Here is a 16,998-nt window from a genome sequence, read left to right as displayed (position 1 = left end):
CCGGACAGGACCCGGACCGCCTACGAGCCCTCCGCCGCCGTCACGCCCTGCAGCCGCCCCGCGACCGTGACCCCGTCCTGCGTCGCGCCCGCCGGCTTCACGAGCACCGCCTGGCTGGACACCCACGTCTTGGTGACCGACCGCTTGATCTCGCCGGTCAGCAGGGCCTTCACGTCGGCGCCGACCTTCGGGCGGTAGCCCTGGGCCGCGGTCTGCCGCTCGAAGTACTTCGTCGCGAAGAAGACCAGCGCCCCGCCCTCCCGCGTCGCGAGCCCCAGCGGCGCGAAATCGCCGGTGTCCGTGGCCTCGTCGATGTACTGGGTGGCGAGACCGGCCCGCTGGGCCGACTTCTGCCGCTCGGTCCGCCACAGCGAGGTGTGCGGACCGGCGGCGAACGGCCCGGGCCGGCCGGTCGAGAGGTAGGAGACGTACTCCCTGCCGAGGTTCTGCGGCGCGACCGCCAGCCGTGCGGAGTCGGGTGGGACCGGGACCGCGAAGCCGGCGTCGTCGGTCGCGAAGGCCGGTACCTCGTCCGGGGTGAGGATCGTCAGATAGGCGACCTCCCACAACTGCGTGGCGCCGTTGCGGACGAACACCAGCAGCCAGCGGTTGTCACCGGGCCCCTGGTCGGTGTCCCGGTTGGAGTCGGTGTCCGCGACGAACCAGCGCGGCCAGCCCGCCTTCTTCGGCAGCAGGAACGTCGCGTCCGACAGCTCCAGCGGCACGTGGCCCGGGTTCCCGTTCGGACTTGTGACCGAACGGGACTTCAGGCCCGCCTGGTTGATCGCCCCGAGCGGACCGGTGACCCGGCCCGCGGTGAGGGCCGGGTCGTTCGCCTTGTCGCCCTTGTTGTAGGCGTCGACGAAGTCCTTGAGAGCCTGCTCGGCCTCAGACTTCGTCGCCGCCGGCAGGAGCTCCAGCTCGCCGTGCACCGTCACGCAGCTGCTCGCCGTCAGCGCCAGCACCGTCGCCGCCGCCGTCGCCACGAGCGCCCTCGCCGGCCGCCTCAGCTTTCTCATCGGTCGCCTTCTGCTCCTTCACCCGCACGGACGGAACCGACCCTACCGGGGCCAGGAACAGGACGAGGGTCGGGATCAGATAGAGCGCCCACACCGTGACCTGAACGACCGTCGGGTCGGGCTGGAAGTTGAAGACGCCCTTCAGCAGGGTGCCGTACCAGCTGTCCGGCGGGATCGTCTCCGAGACGTCGAAGGCCTTGTTCGCGAGACCCCCGACGAAACGCGCCTCCTGCAGGTCGTGCACGCCGTACGCCAGCACGCCGGCCGCCACCACGACCAGCATGCCGCCGGTCCAGGTGAAGAACTTCGCCAGGTTGATCCTGAGCGCGCCGCGGTAGAACAGCCAGCCGAGGACGATCGCGGTCGCGATGCCCAGCAGTACGCCGGCCAGCGGGGCGGACGTGCCGTCCTGCGAGGCCCGTACGGACGCCCACACGAACAGCGCCGTCTCCAGGCCCTCGCGGCCCACGGCCAGGAAGGCCGTGGCGACCAGCGCGCCGGTGCCCATCTGCAGCGCCGCGTCCAGCCGCCCGTGCAGCTCCTTCCTCAGGTGCCGCGCCGTCCGCCGCATCCAGAAGACCATCCAGGTCACCAGGCACACGGCGACGATGGAGAGCGAGCCGCCCAGCAGCTCCTGCGCCTCGAACGTCAGCTCCTGCGAGCCGAATTCGAGGGCGAAGCCGAAGGCCAGGGCCAGCGAGACCGCCACCCCGATGCCGATCCAGATCGGCTTCAGGGCGTCACGGCGGCCCGTCTTCACCAGGTACGCGATGAGGATGCAGACGACCAGGCTGGCCTCCAGGCCCTCGCGGAGGCCGATCAGATAGTTGCCGAACACGCCGGCTCCCTTCGGTAATGCCCGGGCACTGCTACGAGAACAGCGCCCGGCCCCACCAGTCGTCCTTGTCGCGGACGCCCGGCGGGACGGCGAACAGCGCCGAACCCACGTGCTGGATGTACTCGTTGAGGACGTCGGCCCGCGCCAGCGAGGTCTGCACCGGGATGAAGCCCTTGCGGACGTCGCGCTGGTACGCGAGGAAGAACAGGCCCGCGTCGAGGCGGCCCAGGCCGTCCGTGCCGTCCGTGAAGGAGTAGCCGCGGCGCAGGATCGTCGCCCCGTCGTTGGAGTCCGGGTGCGCGAGCCGGACGTGCGCCTCCGGCTTCATCGCCTTCAGGAACGGCTCGTCGTGCTCCTTGGCCTTGCCGACGGCCGCGCCCTCGCGCTTGTCGCGGCCGAAGATGTCCTCCTGCTCCTGGAGCGAGGTGCGGTCCCAGGTCTCGATGTTCATCCGGATCCGGCGCGCCACCAGGTACGAGCCGCCCGCCATCCACGCGGAGCCGTCCTTCTCGGCGGCCCACACGTGCTTGTCGAGCGCGGCGGTGTCGGTGCCCGCGATGTTCCGGGTGCCGTCCTTGAAGCCCATCATGTTGCGCGGGGTCTGCGCCTCGGGCGTCGTCGAGGAGGTCTTGCCGAAACCGAGCTGCGACCAGCGGACCGCGACCCTGCCGAAGCCGATCCGGGCCAGGTTGCGGATCGCGTGCACCGCGACCTGGGGGTCGTCGGCGCAGGCCTGGACGCACAGGTCGCCGCCGCTGCGGGCCGCGTCCAGGTTGTCGCCGGGGAACTTCGGCAGGTCGACCAGGGCCCCGGGCCGCCGGTCCTTCAGGCCGAAGCGCCCGTCGAACAGGGAGGGGCCGAAGCCGATGGTGAGGGTGAGGCGGCACGGCTTGAGGCCGAGAGCCTCGCCGGTGTCGTCCGGCGGAGCCTCCGGCAGGCCGCCGTAGGCGCCCTCGCCGACCTCGTGACCGGCCGTCATGAGCTCGGCGGCGCGCGTCCAGTCCTTGAGGAGCTGGACGAGCTCGGCCCGGTCCTTCGTCTTCACGTCGAAGGCCGCGAAGTGCAGCCGGTCCTGGACGGCGCTGGCGATGCCGGCCTGGTGGGGGCCGTGGAAGGGGACGGCGGAGCCGCTGTCGGCGGCGGGCACCGCGGTGTCCCCGGTGCGGGTCAGGGCGACGGCGCCGCCGGCCGCGGCGGCGCCGAGCGCGAGCCCGGCACCTCCCCAGCCGAGCACCGTGCGCCGGGAGGCCGTCGGCTCGTTCGGGCGATCGGTCGACTCGGTCATCTCGGTCCTCCCGGCTTACTTCACGACCGCGGCGGCGAGCTTGGAGAGCGGCTCGGCCAGCGCGTTGACGCCGTCCGAGAGCTCCTTGCGCTCCGCCTTGCCGACCTTGTCGTACGAGGTGAAGACGTAGGAGGTCTTGTCCGTGCGGTACTTGTCCAGGAGCGCGTTCAGGGCCGCGAACTGCTTGTCCAGGTCGGCGACGAGCTTCGGGTCGTTCTTGGAGGCGACCGGCTTGAGCAGCTCGAAGGACTTCTGGGCACCCTCGACGTTCGCCTTGAAGTCGACCAGGTCGGTGCGGGAGTAACGCTCCTCCTCACCCGTGACCTTGCCGCTGGCGACCTCGTCCAGGAGCTCCTTGGCGCCGTTGGCCATGGAGGTGGGGGTGATGTCGGCCTTGCCGACGCGCTTCACCCAGTCCGCGAGGTCCTTGTCGAGGAGGTCGGCGAGCTGCTTCTCGCGGTCGCCGATCTTCTTGTCCTGCCAGAGCGCCTTCTCCAGGCGGTGCCAGCCGGTCCAGTCCTTCGCCGGGTCCTGGCCGTCCTCCAGGCCGTCCTCGCGGACGTCGACCTTCGGGTCGATGTCGCCGAAGGACTCCGCGACGGGCTCGGTCCGCTCCCAGCCGATGCGGGAGTCGGCGTAGGCCTTCTTCGCGGCCTCGACGTCACCGGCGCGGACGGCGTCGGTGAAGACCTTCACCTTCGGCAGGGTCTCCTCGGCCTGCGCCTGCACGTACTGGCGGTAGGCCGCGACGGCGGCGTCCATCTCGGGGGAGCGCGCCGCACCCTTGGCGCCACCGGTGACGGTGACCTTCTGGCTGATGCCCGCGCCCTTCATGCCCGGCTTGCAGACGATCGCGTAGTCGCCGGCCTTGACCTCGGCGGTGATGGTCGCCTTGGTGGAGGGGCCGATGTTCTCGCGCTCGGTGACGATCCGGCCGTCCGGGTAGAGGACGTAGACCTCGGTGACCTTGGAACCCTGGTTCTCCACGGCGAGCTTCACGTGCCCGGCGGGGAACTCGGTCTTGGACACGGTGCAGGAGTCGTCCTTCGCGACGACCTGGACGGCGCCGTCGCCCTTGGCGTCGCTTTTCTCGGCGCAGCCCGTGACAGCGGTCAGAGCTGCCGCGGTCGCGGCGGCGGTGACGACGGAGAGACGGACGGCTCGCATAGAGGGCTCCATGGAAGGACGAGGGTGCCGGGAACGGGTTGGTCCGGCGCTGAGGCGGACCTAACTTAACCGAGGCTTACCTGAGCGGTACCCAGGCGTCCAGTGATTCAGCTCTCAGGTTCCCGGTCGGGGCACAGCGGGATCACAGCTCGCTCATGGTCGACCCATGACAGGGTCAAGTGCGGGTCAAGCCAGTTGATTCGGGCGTTTTGCGAAGAAGAGGCGGCCGGGTGGGGGGTGACGAGCGGCACGCCCGTGCGCGGATGCGGGAGGGGTGCGGGTTTCGCCCGGTCCGTGGCCTCCTCGCCGTATCGCGAAGGACCCGCCCGGGCACGGCCGATCGCGGGTGGTCCGGCGGAACGGGACTCCTGGATGTTTCAATTCCGCCATGAACACGACCGTGACTGACATCGTGCGCAGCGCCACCGACATCGACGTACTGCGCGTCTTCTGCGCCGGCGACGGCCGGTACGGCAACGCCCTCGGCGTCGTACGCGACGGCCGTACGCACCCCGACGAGGCGTCCCGGCAGGCGCTCGCCAAGGAACTCGGCTTCAGCGAGACGGTGTTCGTCGACGATCCGGAGCGCGGCGTCGTCGACATCTACACGCCCGGCGTCCGGCTGCCGTTCGCCGGGTACCCGGTGGTCGGCGTGGCCTGGCTGCTGGATCTGGAGGTCGTCTGTCCGCCGGTGGGCGAGGTGTGGGTGCGCGGCGACGGGGAGTTCACCTGGATCGAGGCCCGTGCCGAGTGGGCCCCGCCGCGGACCCTGCGGCGGTACGCCTCGGCCGCGGAGGTCGACGCGCTGGAGGTGCCCGAGCCGGGGGAGTGGGTCTACGCCTGGGCCTGGGAGGACGAGGCGGCCGGCCGCGTCCGGGCGCGGGGGTTCCCGGGGCGCGGGGACGGCATCGACGAGGACGAGGCCACCGGCGCGGCGGCGATCCTGCTGACGGCCGAGCTGGGCCGGGCCCTGAACATCACGCAGGGCCGGGGCTCACAGCTCCTGACGGCCCCCGGCCCCGACGGCGTGATCGAACTCGGCGGGCGGGTCCGGCTGGAGGCGACGCTGGCACCGCCGCTCACCAGCTGAGTCCGGCGGCGGGGACGTCTCCCCGCTCACGAGCGGGCTCCGGGTGCGGGGTACGTCCCCGCACCCGGAGCCCGCGCGGGCTTCAGGCGCTGAGCGGGAACTCGCCGGCCAGCTCGCGGAACACCGCGCCGTTGAAGTCGAAGGCTCGCTTGCACTCGTCGACGATCCGCTGCTTCTCCAGGTCGTCGGCGGCCACGCCGTCGAGCAGTTCGCGGTAGCCGCGCTTGAAGGCGGCCGGGTTGGCGATCTCCTCGAAGACGTAGAAGCGGACGCCGTCGCCCTTGCGGGCGAAGCCCCAGGTGCGCTCCGCCCTGTCGCGGATGATCTGGCCGCCGGAGAGGTCGCCGAGGTAGCGCGTGTAGTGGTGCGCCACGTATCCGGCGGGCCATGCGCGGGCGCAGTGCGCGACGCGCTCCGCGTAGGTCGCCGTGGCGGGCAGCGGGGAGAGCCCGGCGCGCCAGTCCGGGCCCCGCAGGTGGGCCAGGTCCTGCTCCAGCGCGGCCGTGCGGAACAGCTCCGGCTGTATGAAGGGCCCGGCGACGAGGTCGCCCTTCAGCGCCTCGGCGCCGTCCTCCAGGGCCCGGTACACGAACCAGAGCTGCTCCGTGTAGCGCGCGTAGGCGTCCACGCCGAGCCGTCCGCCGAGGAGGTCGCTCATGAACGTCGACGTCTCGGCCTCGGTGTGCTGCTCGTGCGAGGCCGTGCGGATGAGCGTCGAGAAGGGCGTGTCCAAGGCGTGCCTCCGGGGACCTTGCCGATGGGGACGGGAACCTGCTGGAATACTGCTACTTAGGCTTACCTAAGTCAACTGGTTCCCGACGTCCTGTCGGTAAGAAGCTACCCCGCGCGAGCGTCAGGGCAACGTGAGGATTTCGGTCCCGGTGTCCGTCACCACGAGCGTGTGCTCGAACTGCGCGGTCCGCTTCCGGTCCTTGGTCACGACGGTCCACCCGTCGTCCCACATGTCGTACTCGTGGGTGCCCAGCGTCAGCATCGGCTCGATGGTGAACGTCATGCCCGGCTGGATCACCGTGGTCGCGTGCGGGGAGTCGTAGTGCGGGATGATCAGGCCGGAGTGGAAGGACGAGTTGATGCCGTGCCCGGTGAAGTCCCGGACGACGCCGTAGCCGAAGCGCTTGGCGTACGACTCGATGACCCGTCCGATGATGTTGATCTGGCGGCCGGGCTTCACGGCCTTGATGGCGCGGTCGAGGGACTCGCGGGTCCGCTCGACCAGCAGCCGCGACTCCTCGTCGACGTCGCCGCACAGGTAGGTCGCGTTGTTGTCGCCGTGGACGCCGTGGATGTACGCCGTGACGTCGAGGTTCACGATGTCGCCGTCGTTGAGGACGGTGGAGTCCGGGATGCCGTGGCAGATGACCTCGTTGACCGAGGAGCACAGCGACTTCGGGAACCCGCGGTAGCCGAGCGTGGAGGGATAGGCCCCGTGGTCGCACATGAACTCGTGCGCGACCCGGTCCAGCTCGTCCGTGGTCACGCCGGGGGCGATGTGCTTGGCGGCCTCCTCCATCGCCTGGGCCGCGATGCGACCGGCGATCCGCATCCGCTCGACGGTGTCGGAGTCCTGCACCTCCGGTCCCTTGTACGGCGTGGGGGCGGGCTTCCCGACGTACTCGGGACGACGGATGGCTCCCGGAACGGAGCGGTGGGGGGAGAGTTCCCCGGGCACGAGCAGCGACTGGCCAGACATACCAGCGAGTCTAACGACCGGGTCTGGGGCAGCATGGCGACAGAGGAAGGAGCCGACGATGGCCCTGTTCAAGAAGCGCACGGCGGGCAAGCCGGGCGAGTGGTACTACTGCCTGGAGCACAAGAAGGTCGAGGAGGGCCCCGAGTGCCCGGCCAAGAACCGCTTCGGCCCGTACGCGTCCCGTGAGGAGGCGGCCCACGCCATGGAGACGGCGAAGGAACGCAACCTGGAGTGGGAGAACGACCCGAAGTGGCACGACGCCCCGGCGTCCGACGGCTCCCGGGACGACACGCCCTAAGGGCTGTCCCGTAATCCGCGGTGGGTCGGCGCACGGCGTCGGATGCGGTGCATCGCAAGGCGGAGGGTCGTCCTCATACTGGGCGTATTCGGGCGATCCGACAACGCCGCGTGGGGGCACCCCCGGCCGAAGGCTGGGGGAGTGCCGTAGCCGGCGTCGTGCGCCCGCCGGGGATTACGGGACAGCCCTTAGGGACCTGCCCCGGCGATCTCCGGGTCGGCCCGACGCCGAGGTCCTGGCGCCGAGGCCCTGACCTCGGGGGCCGCCCGGCCGCCCCTTCGCGCCGGCCGGGGCGGCCGCGGTCCGTGCCGCGCCCGTCCCGGCCGGCGCGCGAACGCACTCGATCGGGCGATCCGGCACGGCGGCCGTACCGCCCCCGCGGTGTCCCGGACCGCCGCCGGCTACCCGACCTCCGACGTCTCCCGCCCCCGCGCCGCCTTCCGGCGCAGCGCGTCCTCGTCCGTCGCGGCGTCGTACGTCAGCAGCCGGGGCAGCGTCAGGCAGAGCAGGCCCACCGAGGCGACGCAGGCCAGCCCGCCCGACCAGATCGCCGGGCGGGTGCCCGTCCAGCCGGCCATCGCGCCGGCGCGGACCTGCCCCAGCTGGGGGCCGACGCTGTAGGAGAGGACCTCGATGCCGGCCAGCCGGCCGCGCAGCTCCTCCGGGATCGTCTGGTTCCAGATCGTGGAGCGGCCGAGCCCGCTCAGCATGTCGCCGGCGCCGGCGAAGGCCAGGCACAGCAGCACCAGCCAGATGTCGTCGAACCGGCCGGCCAGTGCGATCGCGAGTCCCCAGCCCGCCGCGCCGAACACCACCAGGAGGCCGTGTCGGCGGACCTTCGAGGTCCAGCCGCTGGTGAGGCCGAGGACGAGGGAGCCGACCGATCCGGCCGCGTACATCAGGCCCAGCGCCCAGTCGGCGTCCAGCTCGTCCGCGAGGAACGGGAAGATCGTGTTCGGGAAGGCGAAGAACATCGCCGCGAGGTCGATCGCGTAGGTGCCCAGCAGCACCGGCCGCGACCAGGCGTAGCGCGCCCCCTCCGCGATGCCGCGCAGCGAGGGCTTCTCGGCGTCGTGCGCGGGCGGGGCGGGGGCCAGCCGGCGGCAGAGCAGCACCGACGCGGCGAAGCCGGCGATCGTCAGGCCGTAGGCCGGCGCGTGCCCGGCGTAGGCGACCACGAGGCCCGCGAGCGCCGGGCCCGCGATCGCGCCCGTCTGCCACCGCAGCGAGTTGAGCGCGGCCGCGGCGGTCTGCTGCTCGTGCGGCACGATGCGGGCGAGGAGGGAGTCCAGCGCGGGTCGCTGGAGCCCGGCCAGCGCGGAGACGCAGGCCGCGACGAGGTACAGGGGCCACAGCATCGGGGAGGGCAGCAGCGCGTTCAGGAACAGGACCAGCGCGAGGACACCCAGTCCGGCCTCGGTGAGGATGATCACCTTGCGCCGGTCGACCGCGTCGGCGAGCGCCCCGCCGTAGAGACCGAACACCACCAGCGGGACCAGCTCCACCGCGCCCATCGCGCCCACGGCGAACGGCGAGTTCGTGAGGTCCTTGATCTGGAGGGGGAGGGCGATCAGCGCCATGAAGCTGCTGAAGTACGTCACCAGCCCCTGGATCCACAGCAGCCGGAAGTCGGCGGACGACCGCCACGGCGCCGTGTCGGGCAGGACGGATGCCAGTCTCACCGACAGCTTGGAGGTCACGAGGGGTCATGCTCGTGCCGATCGGTGCCGGAGGCAACCGGATTTCGTCGCCCGCTACCAGGGCGCCTGCGGAGGGACCGTCAGGTGGTCGGTCAGTGCGGAGAGCCGGTCCCGGAAGCGTCGCCGGCCGCGTGCGGAAGGCAGGCTGTTCTCCCCGGCCGCCGCGCTGACCAGATGCTGGACCGTGTCCAGGTCGACCTCCGCCGAGGCGTCCACCGTGAGCGCCTCGTGCGCCAGCCCGTGCACCTCCGGATCGCCGCCGTCCAGCGACAGGACCGTCGCCCCGGCCCTGCGGGCGTCGTGCACCCGCTCCAGGAGGCCGGCGTCGGCCCGCTCCGGGGCGACCATCAGCAGCGTCGACCCCCGCCCGGCCGACTCCAGCCGGTTCAGCCCGACCGCCAGGTGCGCCGGATCCCCGGGCCGCACCCGGTGCCGGACCAGCGTCGGCGCCAGCTCCGGCTGCCCGGACCAGGCCGACTCGTCGACCAGGTGCGCGGCCAGGTGCCAGGGCTCGTACCCGGCCGTCCCCACCAGGAGCAGCCCGCCGCCCCGGGGCACGACGGAGGCCTGCAGGACGCCCGCGAACCGGCGGGCCTCCCGCGGCCACGCCGTTCCGGCCAGTACTTCCCGCAGCAACGCGACGCGTACGGCATCCATGGGGCCGCATACTGCCGCAGCCGGCCCCGCGCCGGGGCCGGTCGCGCACGTTCCACCCGTACGGGATCCCCGCCCGGCCGACCGGCCAGTAATGTCGGGGCCATGACTTCCGACACCCCCACTCCCGCTCCCGCGCCCAAGGACCCCTGGGACCTGCCCGACGTCTCCGGACTCGTCGTCGGTGTCCTCGGCGGGACCGGCGACCAGGGCCGCGGCCTCGCCTACCGGCTCGCCAAGGCCGGCCAGAAGGTGATCATCGGTTCGCGTGCCGCCGACCGCGCCCAGGCCGCCGCCGGCGAGCTCGGCCTCGGCGTCGAAGGAGCCGACAACGCCGAGTGCGCCCGCCGCAGCGACATCGTGATCGTCGCCGTTCCGTGGGACGGGCACGCCAAGACCCTCGAAACCCTGCGGGACGAGCTGGCGGGCAAGCTCGTCGTCGACTGCGTCAACCCGCTCGGCTTCGACAAGAAGGGCGCCTACGCCCTGAAGCCCGCGGAGGGGTCCGCCGCCGAACAGGCCGCCGCCCTGCTGCCCGGCTCCCGGGTCACCGCCGCCTTCCACCACCTGTCCGCGGTGCTCCTCCAGGACGCCTCGATCGACGAGATCGACACGGACGTGATGGTCCTCGGCGAGGAGCGCGCCGACGTCGAGATCGTCCAGGCGCTCGCCGGCCGCATCCCCGGCATGCGGGGCGTCTTCGCGGGCCGGCTCCGCAACGCCCACCAGGTCGAGTCGCTCGTCGCCAACCTGATCTCGGTCAACCGGCGCTACAAGGCGCACGCCGGGCTGCGCGTCACCGACGTCTGAGCGCCCCGCCCGGGCGCCTGCGGGCACGGGCCCGGGCATGGGGGACACTGGTCGGGCACCATCAGCCGTACCGGACAGGAGCCGACCCCCATGCCCCGCCTCGCTCTCTACGCCCTCGTCGTCTGCGCCCTCGCCGTGGTCGCGGCCGTCGTCTCCTTCGTCCAGGGCAGCTTCCTCGGCGTGATCTGGGTGCTGCTCGCCGGCCTGTCCTCGAACATGGCCTGGTACTACGTCCGCCGGGCCAAGGCCGAGAGCACCGCGGCCTCCGAGGCCTAGGAAGCGTCCGGACCCGGCGCCCGTCCGGCCCTGACACGGACCGCCGGAGCTCAGCCGACCCGGCAGAGTTCCGGCGTCTCCTGCCAGAACCGGAACAGCTCCGAGCCGCAGTAGCGGTACACCTCCGGCACCCCGAGCGAGCGCATCAGCGCGTCGATCGTGTCGAAGAACGCGCCGTTGACCGCCGGCACGAAGAGCAGCGCGATCACGACGAAGAACCCGTACGGCGCGTACGGCTCGATCTGCCGCTTCAGCCGGTACGACAGCCACGGCTCGACGACCCCGTACCCGTCGAGGCCGGGCACCGGAAGCAGGTTCAGCAGCGCCGCCGTCACCTGGAGGAACGCCAGGAAGGCCAGCGCGAAGCGGAAGGGCAGCGGCACGCCGTCGAGCAGGTGCAGCCAGAACGGCGCCGTGCAGACGACCGCGAACAGGACGTTGGCCAGCGGCCCCGCGAGCGAGATCAGGCTGTGCTTCCAGCGGCCCCGGATCCGGCCCTGCTCGATGAAGACCGCGCCGCCCGGCAGACCGATGCCCCCCATGATCACGAAGAGCACCGGCAGGATGATGCTGAGCACCGCGTGGGTGTACGCGAGCGGGTTGAGCGTGAGGTAGCCCTTCGCCCCGATCGTGATGTCCCCGCTGTGCAGCGCGGTGCGGGCGTGCGCGTACTCGTGCAGGCACAGCGACACGATCCAGGCCGAGGTCACGAAGAGGAAGACCGCGAGGCCGGGAGAGGTCGCGAAGCCGGTCCACACGGCCCAGCCGGTGACCGCCATGACGGCGAGGATCGCCAGGAAGACCGGGCTGATCCTGCGCTCGTGGCTGCGGGTGGTGGCCGTGGACATCGGTGGGACTCCCTGGAGGACGGGGTGCTGTGCGGGGAACGTGCCGGGGTGGGGGTGAGTTCCTGCGACGTCCCCCGGCTCACGGAGAATAGGGCCTGTGCGCTACTCAGTCCTCGGCCCCACCCTCGCCCACCGCCCCGACGGCACGCCCGTCCCCATCGGCGGTCCCCGGCTGCGGGCCCTGGTGACCGTGCTCGCGCTGCGGGCCGGGCGCGCCGTCCCCGTCCCCGTCCTCGTCGACGAGGTCTGGCACGGGGAGCCGCCCGCGGACGGCGCCGCGGCGCTCCAGGCCCTGGTCGGGCGGGCCCGCCGGGCGCTCGGGCACGAGGCCGTGGTCTCCGCGGACGGCGGCTACCGGCTCGCCGCGGGCCCCGAGGACGTGGACGCGCGGCGCTTCGAACGGCTCGCGGCGGACGGCCTCCACGCCCTGGAGTCCGGGGATCCGGCCCGCGCCGCCGGGCTCCTCGACGAGGCCCTCGGGCTCTGGCGGGGACCCGCGCTCGCCGACCTGCCCGACCGCGCGGCCGAGGCGTCCCGCTGGGAGGCCCGCCGCCTGGACGCCCGCCGTGCCCGCCTCGGCGCCGCCCTCACCCTCGGACAGGCCGCCACCGTCCTGCCCGAACTCGCCGCGCTCTGCGAGGAACACCCGCTGGACGAACTGCTCCAGGCCCTGCGGATCCGGGCGCTGCGCGACACCGGCCGCGCGGCCGAGGCCCTCGCGGCCTACGACGCGGTCCGCCGCGAACTCGCCGGCCGCCTCGGGACCGACCCGTCCCCCGCGCTGCGGGCCCTGCACACGGAGCTCCTGGCCACGGACCCGGCCACCGCCCCCACCGCCTCGGCCCCCGGCTCCGCCCCGGCCTCCGCCGGGACCACCGGCAACCTCCGCGCCCGGCTGACCAGTTTCGTCGGGCGTGAGAGGGACATCGCCGCCGTACGGGAGGACCTGCGCGGCGCCCGGCTCGTCACGCTCCTCGGGCCCGGCGGCGCCGGCAAGACCCGGCTCTCCCAGGAGGTCGCGGACGCCGCGTCCGACGCGTGGCCGGACGGGGTGTGGCTGGCCGAACTGGCTCCCGTCACGGACCCGCAGGCCGTGGCCGAGGCCGTCCTCGGCGCCGTCGGCGCGCGCCAGACCGTCCTCAGGGGCGCCGGCGCCGAGGAACTGCGCACGAACGTCCACGACGACCCGACGGGGCGTCTGGTGGAGCATTGCGGGTCGCGGCGGTTGTTGTTGCTGCTGGACAACTGTGAGCACGTGGTGGGTGTGGTCGCGGGGTTGGTGGAGGTGTTGTTGGCGCGGTGTCCTGGGGTGTCGGTGTTGGCGACGAGTCGGGAGCCGTTGGGGGTGCCGGGGGAGTTCGTGCGTCCGGTGGGGCCGTTGTCGCGGGGTGAGGCGTTGCGGTTGCTGGGGGAGCGGGGTGCTGCGGCGCGTGCGGGTTTTGTGGTGTCGGAGGATGCGGAGGCGTGTGCGGAGATCGGTCGGCGGTTGGACGGGTTGCCGTTGGCGATCGAGTTGGCGGCGGCGCGGTTGCGGTTGTTGAGTCCGCGGCAGATCGCGGATCGGTTGGATGATCGTTTCGCGTTGTTGACGTCGGGGGCGCGGACGGTGTTGCCGCGTCAGCAGACGTTGCGTGCGGTGGTGGACTGGTCGTGGGATCTGTTGGACGAGGGTGAGCGGGGGGTGTTGCGGCGGCTTTCGGTGTTCTCGGGCGGGTGTGGTCTGGAGGCGGCGGAGGCGGTGTGCGGGGGGTCCGGTGGGGCCGGGGTGTTGGACGTGCTGGGTGCGTTGGTGGACAAGTCGTTGGTGGTGGCGGCTCCTTCGGAGGAGGGGGTGATGCGTTACCGGTTGCTGGAGACGGTGGGGGAGTACGCGGGAGAGCGGCTGGACGAGGCGGGTGATCGTGCGGTGGCCGAGCGGCGGCATCTGACGTACTACCGCGAACTCGCCCGCACCACCGACCCCGAACTCCGCGGCGGCGGACAGCTCGCGGCCATGGCCCGCTTCCGCCTCGAGTACGAGAACCTGCGGACCGCCCTGCGCCGCGCCGTCACCGCCCGGGACGAGCACGAGGCGCTCAGCCTCGTCCACGCCCTCCTCTGGTACTGGCAGATGCGCGACCTGCGCGTCGACGCCCTGCACTGGGCCGAGGCCGTCGCCGCCCTCGGCCCGGACCCCTTCGGACCGGACGCGCCGCCCGTCGTCCCCCTCTTCGCGCACGTCACCGCCGCGCCGCCGCCGTTCGACGAGGACACGCTGTGGGAGGCCCGGCGCGGGGCGCGGCTCATCGAGCTGCTGAACATGGACCACCAGACCGGTCGGTGGACCACCCCCGAGGGCATCGAGCGACTGCGGCGCATCACCGACGCCTACCCGCCCGGGCTGCCGCAGACCTGCCGGCTGCCCGGCTCCTTCTCCGTCTTCGCGGTGCTGCTGACCGGCGACGTCGAAGGGATGCGGACCTCGCTGGACGCCACCGTCGAAGCCTGCCGGACCCACGGCTACGCCTGGGAGCTGGCCAACATCCTCCAGCTGCGCGCCAACATGCTCGCCAACCGGGTCTCCTGGGCCGACGGAGCGAGCGCCGACGCCGACGAGAGCCTGGGGATCTTCCTCCGCCTCGACGACGCCTGGGGCGCGGCCGAGGCACTCTCCTCGCGGGGCGAGGCCCGCGAGAAGCGCTGCGAGTTCGAGGGCGCGGCCGAGGACTTCGCCGCGGCCATCGGATACGCGGAGCGGATCGGCGCCCAGTCCCAGACGGCGCTGCTGCGGGCCCGCTACGCCGACACGCTCGCCGCCGTCGGCCGGCACGAGGAGAGCGAGGCGATCCTGCGCCAGGTCCTGGCGGAGGGCCCCGGGCGCGGCCACGAGCCGATGCTCGCCGCGCGGATCTTCCTCGCGATGCTCCTCGGCCGGACCGGCCGCACCGCCGAGGCGCGCGAGCAGCTCACCGAACTGCTGGCCGAGTTCGGCTCCGACACCCTGTCGATCTTCGAGGGCTTCACCTTCGGCAGCCTGGCCTGGCTCGACAACCTGGACGGCCGGTACGCGGCGGCGCTGAAGCTCGTCCGGGAGGCCCTGGACCGGGCGACCGGCGCCCTGTCGCTGATGGTCGCCCCGCAGATGCCGACGATCCACCTGGTCACCGCCGCCTGGGCGCTGGCCGGTCTCGGCGGCGACGACGCCACACGCGCGGCCCGGCTCCTCGGCGCTGTCCCGGACCTTCTCCCGAAGGAACACCGCCTCGCCCCGATGGAGCGGGAGAACCTGGACGCGGCCACCGCGCTGACCCGGTCCGTACTCGGCGACACGGCGTTCGAGGCCGCGTACGCCGAGGGCGGTGGCCTCTCCCTGGAGGAGGCCACCGCCCTGCTCGACGGCGCCGACGCGATCACGAGGCGCGCCGAGTCCTGACGTTCCCGGGCCGTCCCCGGGCGGATCAGGTCTTCTTGCGGAACTTGGCGACCGCGAGCGGCGCCGTGACGACCGTGATCGCCACGGCCCAGCCGAGGGTCATCCACACGGAGTGGGCGACCGGACCGCCGTTGATCAGGTTCCTCGCCGCGTCGGCCAGGTTGGACAGCGGGTTGTAGTCGGTGAAGGTCTCCAGCCAGCCCGGCATCGAGGTCGGGGGAGCGAAGATCGAGGAGCCGAACTGGAGCGGCATCAGTACGATCATGGCCATTCCCTGGACGGCCTGGGCCGTCTTCAGCGTGAGACCGAGCAGGATGAAGATCCACATCAGCGAGGCGCCGAACACCATCGACAGGCCGATGGCGGCGAAGAGGTCGAGGACCGAGGTCTTGATCTCCATGCCGAGCAGGAAGCCCATGCCGAGCAGGATCGCGGTGGCGACCAGCATGCGGCCGACCTCGACGACGATCTTCGCGATGAGGACGGAGGACCGGGCGATCGGCATCGTGCGGAACCGGTCCATGACCCCCTTCTTGAAGTCGTCGTTGATGCCGGTGCCGACGGCCATGGCGATGTTCATGCCCATCATCGCCATCAGGCCGGGGACCACGTAGTTCACGTAGGCGTCGTTGTTGCCCTTGCCGGAGATCGCGCCGCCGAAGACGTACACGAACAGCAGGACGAAGATGATCGGCATCAGGACCGCGTCGAACATCGACTCCGGGTCCTGCTTGATCTGCAGCGCGTTCCGGCGCACCAGGGCGCCGATGTGGCGGAGGTTGGCCCGCAGGCCGATCCGTCCCTCGCCGGGCTGCGCGGCGCGCATCGGCGCCGGCCCGGGGGTGGAGCCGGCGGGCGGCTTCGAGAGCTGCGTGGTCGTGGTGGTGCTCATGCGGCGACCTCCTCGGGAAGCGTGTCGGACACGGTGGCCTTCTCGCCCGTGATGGCCAGGAACACCTCGTCCAGGCTGGGCAGGTGGGTACCGATGTGGGCGATGCCGTAGCCGCGGGCGCCGAGCAGGCCGACGACGGCCGTCAGCTGCTCGTCGCTGAGGATCGGCACGTAGAGCGCGCCCTCGTCGGGGACGACGGTGGCGCCGGCGACCCCGTCCAGGCCGGACTCGCGCAGGGCGCCCGCCATGGCGGGCAGGTCGGCGGAGTCCACCGGGCGGACGGTCAGCGTGCGGCCGCCCACCCGCGCCTTGAGCTCGTCGACCTTGCCGTTGGCGATGACCCGGCCGCGGTCGATGACCGTCAGCTCGCTGGCGAGCTGCTCGGCCTCCTCCATGTACTGGGTGGTGAGCAGCACGGTCACGCCCTCGGAGACCATGTTCTGGACCTCGTCCCAGACCTCGTTGCGGGTGCGGGGGTCGAGACCGGTGGTGGGCTCGTCCAGGTAGAGGACCGCGGGCCGGCCGATCATCGAGGCGGCGAGGTCGAGGCGCCGCCGCATGCCGCCGGAGTAGTTCATCGCCGGCCGCTTGGCGGCCTCGGTGAGCGAGAAGCGCTCCAGCATCGCGTCGGCGCGGCGCCGGGCGTCGGCACGGGACAGGTCGAGCAGCCGCCCGATCATGTAGAGGTTCTCCCAGCCGGACAGCTTCTCGTCGACCGAGGCGTACTGGCCGGTGAGGCCGATGGTGCGGCGGAGCTGGCGGGGCTGCTTCACCACGTCGTACCCGGCGACCCGGGCGGTCCCGGCGTCCGGGACGATCAGGGTGGACAGGCAGCGCACGAGGGTGGTCTTGCCGGCGCCGTTCGGGCCGAGGACCCCGAGCACCGTGCCTTCCCGGACGTCCAGGTCGACCCCGTCCAGGGCCTTCGTCTCGCCGTAGTGCTTCACGAGGCCCCGGACCTCGACGGCGTTGGTGTGTGATCGCGTCATGGCCCCTAC

Annotated in this window: 16 protein-coding genes; 5 read left to right on the top strand and 11 right to left on the bottom strand. The window is 72.3% G+C overall.

The features are described 5' to 3' along the window. Positions 1-20: 20 nt before the first annotated feature. Genes ACGFZF_RS02510 through efeO form a run of 4 tightly spaced genes read right to left on the bottom strand, consistent with a single transcriptional unit; the run spans position 21 to position 4,309 of the window. Entirely contained in the window at positions 21-932 is a 912-nt protein-coding gene (locus tag ACGFZF_RS02510; RefSeq protein WP_393551005.1) for a hypothetical protein, read from the bottom strand. Then, entirely contained in the window at positions 889-1,857 is a 969-nt protein-coding gene (efeU, locus tag ACGFZF_RS02505; RefSeq protein ID WP_386541224.1) for an iron uptake transporter permease EfeU, read from the bottom strand. Before efeU ends, ACGFZF_RS02510 begins: the two co-directional genes overlap by 44 nt. 31 nt (positions 1,858-1,888) lie before the next feature. Continuing rightward, positions 1,889-3,142 carry an iron uptake transporter deferrochelatase/peroxidase subunit gene (gene efeB, locus ACGFZF_RS02500; protein WP_393550669.1) on the bottom strand — a complete coding sequence of 418 codons (1,254 nt, stop codon included), beginning with the start codon at positions 3,140-3,142 and terminating at the stop codon, positions 1,889-1,891. A gap of 15 nt (positions 3,143-3,157) precedes the next feature. Continuing rightward, positions 3,158-4,309 carry an iron uptake system protein EfeO gene (gene efeO, locus ACGFZF_RS02495; RefSeq protein WP_393550668.1) on the bottom strand — a complete coding sequence of 384 codons (1,152 nt, stop codon included), beginning with the start codon at positions 4,307-4,309 and terminating at the stop codon, positions 3,158-3,160. A gap of 388 nt (positions 4,310-4,697) precedes the next feature. On the opposite strand from efeO, the gene ACGFZF_RS02490 reads away from it, so the two are divergent. Then, complete coding sequence (locus ACGFZF_RS02490; RefSeq protein WP_393550667.1) at positions 4,698-5,399, top strand: PhzF family phenazine biosynthesis protein; 702 nt, start codon at positions 4,698-4,700, stop codon at positions 5,397-5,399. An 82-nt stretch (positions 5,400-5,481) separates the two neighbouring features. Here the strand turns inward: ACGFZF_RS02490 and ACGFZF_RS02485 are convergent, their stop codons facing one another. Together ACGFZF_RS02485 and map are read right to left on the bottom strand one after the other, a co-directional pair. Then, entirely contained in the window at positions 5,482-6,132 is a 651-nt protein-coding gene (locus tag ACGFZF_RS02485; RefSeq protein ID WP_393550666.1) for a heme oxygenase (biliverdin-producing), read from the bottom strand. A gap of 120 nt (positions 6,133-6,252) precedes the next feature. After that, positions 6,253-7,110, bottom strand: a complete 858-nt coding sequence (gene map, locus ACGFZF_RS02480; RefSeq protein WP_147977758.1) for a type I methionyl aminopeptidase — start codon at positions 7,108-7,110, stop codon at positions 6,253-6,255. A gap of 58 nt (positions 7,111-7,168) precedes the next feature. Here map and ACGFZF_RS02475 point away from each other — a divergent pair, with 58 nt between their 5' ends. Next, entirely contained in the window at positions 7,169-7,408 is a 240-nt protein-coding gene (locus tag ACGFZF_RS02475; RefSeq protein WP_393550665.1) for a hypothetical protein, read from the top strand. Positions 7,409-7,809: 401 nt separating this feature from the next. Here the strand turns inward: ACGFZF_RS02475 and ACGFZF_RS02470 are convergent, their stop codons facing one another. Both ACGFZF_RS02470 and ACGFZF_RS02465 read right to left on the bottom strand, forming a co-directional pair. After that, positions 7,810-9,108 (bottom strand): MFS transporter, encoded by a 1,299-nt coding sequence (locus tag ACGFZF_RS02470; RefSeq protein WP_393550664.1) that lies wholly within the window; start codon positions 9,106-9,108, stop codon positions 7,810-7,812. A 54-nt stretch (positions 9,109-9,162) separates the two neighbouring features. Further along, complete coding sequence (locus ACGFZF_RS02465) at positions 9,163-9,765, bottom strand: hypothetical protein (protein ID WP_393550663.1); 603 nt, start codon at positions 9,763-9,765, stop codon at positions 9,163-9,165. A 102-nt stretch (positions 9,766-9,867) separates the two neighbouring features. Here ACGFZF_RS02465 and npdG point away from each other — a divergent pair, with 102 nt between their 5' ends. Then, positions 9,868-10,572, top strand: coding sequence for an NADPH-dependent F420 reductase (npdG, locus tag ACGFZF_RS02460; protein ID WP_393550662.1), 705 nt, complete (start codon positions 9,868-9,870; stop codon positions 10,570-10,572). Between the two features lie 90 nt (positions 10,573-10,662). Beyond that, the gene (locus ACGFZF_RS02455) at positions 10,663-10,848 is read left to right on the top strand and encodes a hypothetical protein (RefSeq protein WP_393550661.1); all 186 of its coding nucleotides are present in this window, start codon (positions 10,663-10,665) and stop codon (positions 10,846-10,848) included. A gap of 50 nt (positions 10,849-10,898) precedes the next feature. On the opposite strand, the gene ACGFZF_RS02450 is transcribed toward ACGFZF_RS02455, so the two are convergent. After that, a complete protein-coding gene (locus ACGFZF_RS02450; RefSeq protein WP_393550660.1) occupies positions 10,899-11,696 on the bottom strand; it encodes a site-2 protease family protein in 798 nt (265 codons plus the stop codon). 97 nt (positions 11,697-11,793) lie between these two features. Here ACGFZF_RS02450 and ACGFZF_RS02445 point away from each other — a divergent pair, with 97 nt between their 5' ends. After that, positions 11,794-15,108 (top strand): BTAD domain-containing putative transcriptional regulator, encoded by a 3,315-nt coding sequence (locus ACGFZF_RS02445; RefSeq protein WP_393550659.1) that lies wholly within the window; start codon positions 11,794-11,796, stop codon positions 15,106-15,108. Between the two features lie 25 nt (positions 15,109-15,133). On the opposite strand, the gene ACGFZF_RS02440 is transcribed toward ACGFZF_RS02445, so the two are convergent. Both ACGFZF_RS02440 and ACGFZF_RS02435 read right to left on the bottom strand, forming a co-directional pair. Next, positions 15,134-16,000, bottom strand: coding sequence for an ABC transporter permease (locus ACGFZF_RS02440; protein WP_393550658.1), 867 nt, complete (start codon positions 15,998-16,000; stop codon positions 15,134-15,136). After that, positions 15,997-16,989: an ATP-binding cassette domain-containing protein gene (locus ACGFZF_RS02435; RefSeq protein ID WP_393550657.1), complete on the bottom strand. Its 993-nt coding sequence runs from the start codon at positions 16,987-16,989 to the stop codon at positions 15,997-15,999. The genes ACGFZF_RS02440 and ACGFZF_RS02435 overlap by 4 nt, the downstream gene beginning before the upstream one ends. Positions 16,990-16,998 lie beyond the last annotated feature (9 nt).

This window comes from Streptomyces sp. NPDC048338, assembly GCF_043201055.1.
Lineage (GTDB): Bacteria > Actinomycetota > Actinomycetes > Streptomycetales > Streptomycetaceae > Streptomyces.
This window is presented reverse-complemented; position numbering and strand designations above follow the sequence as displayed.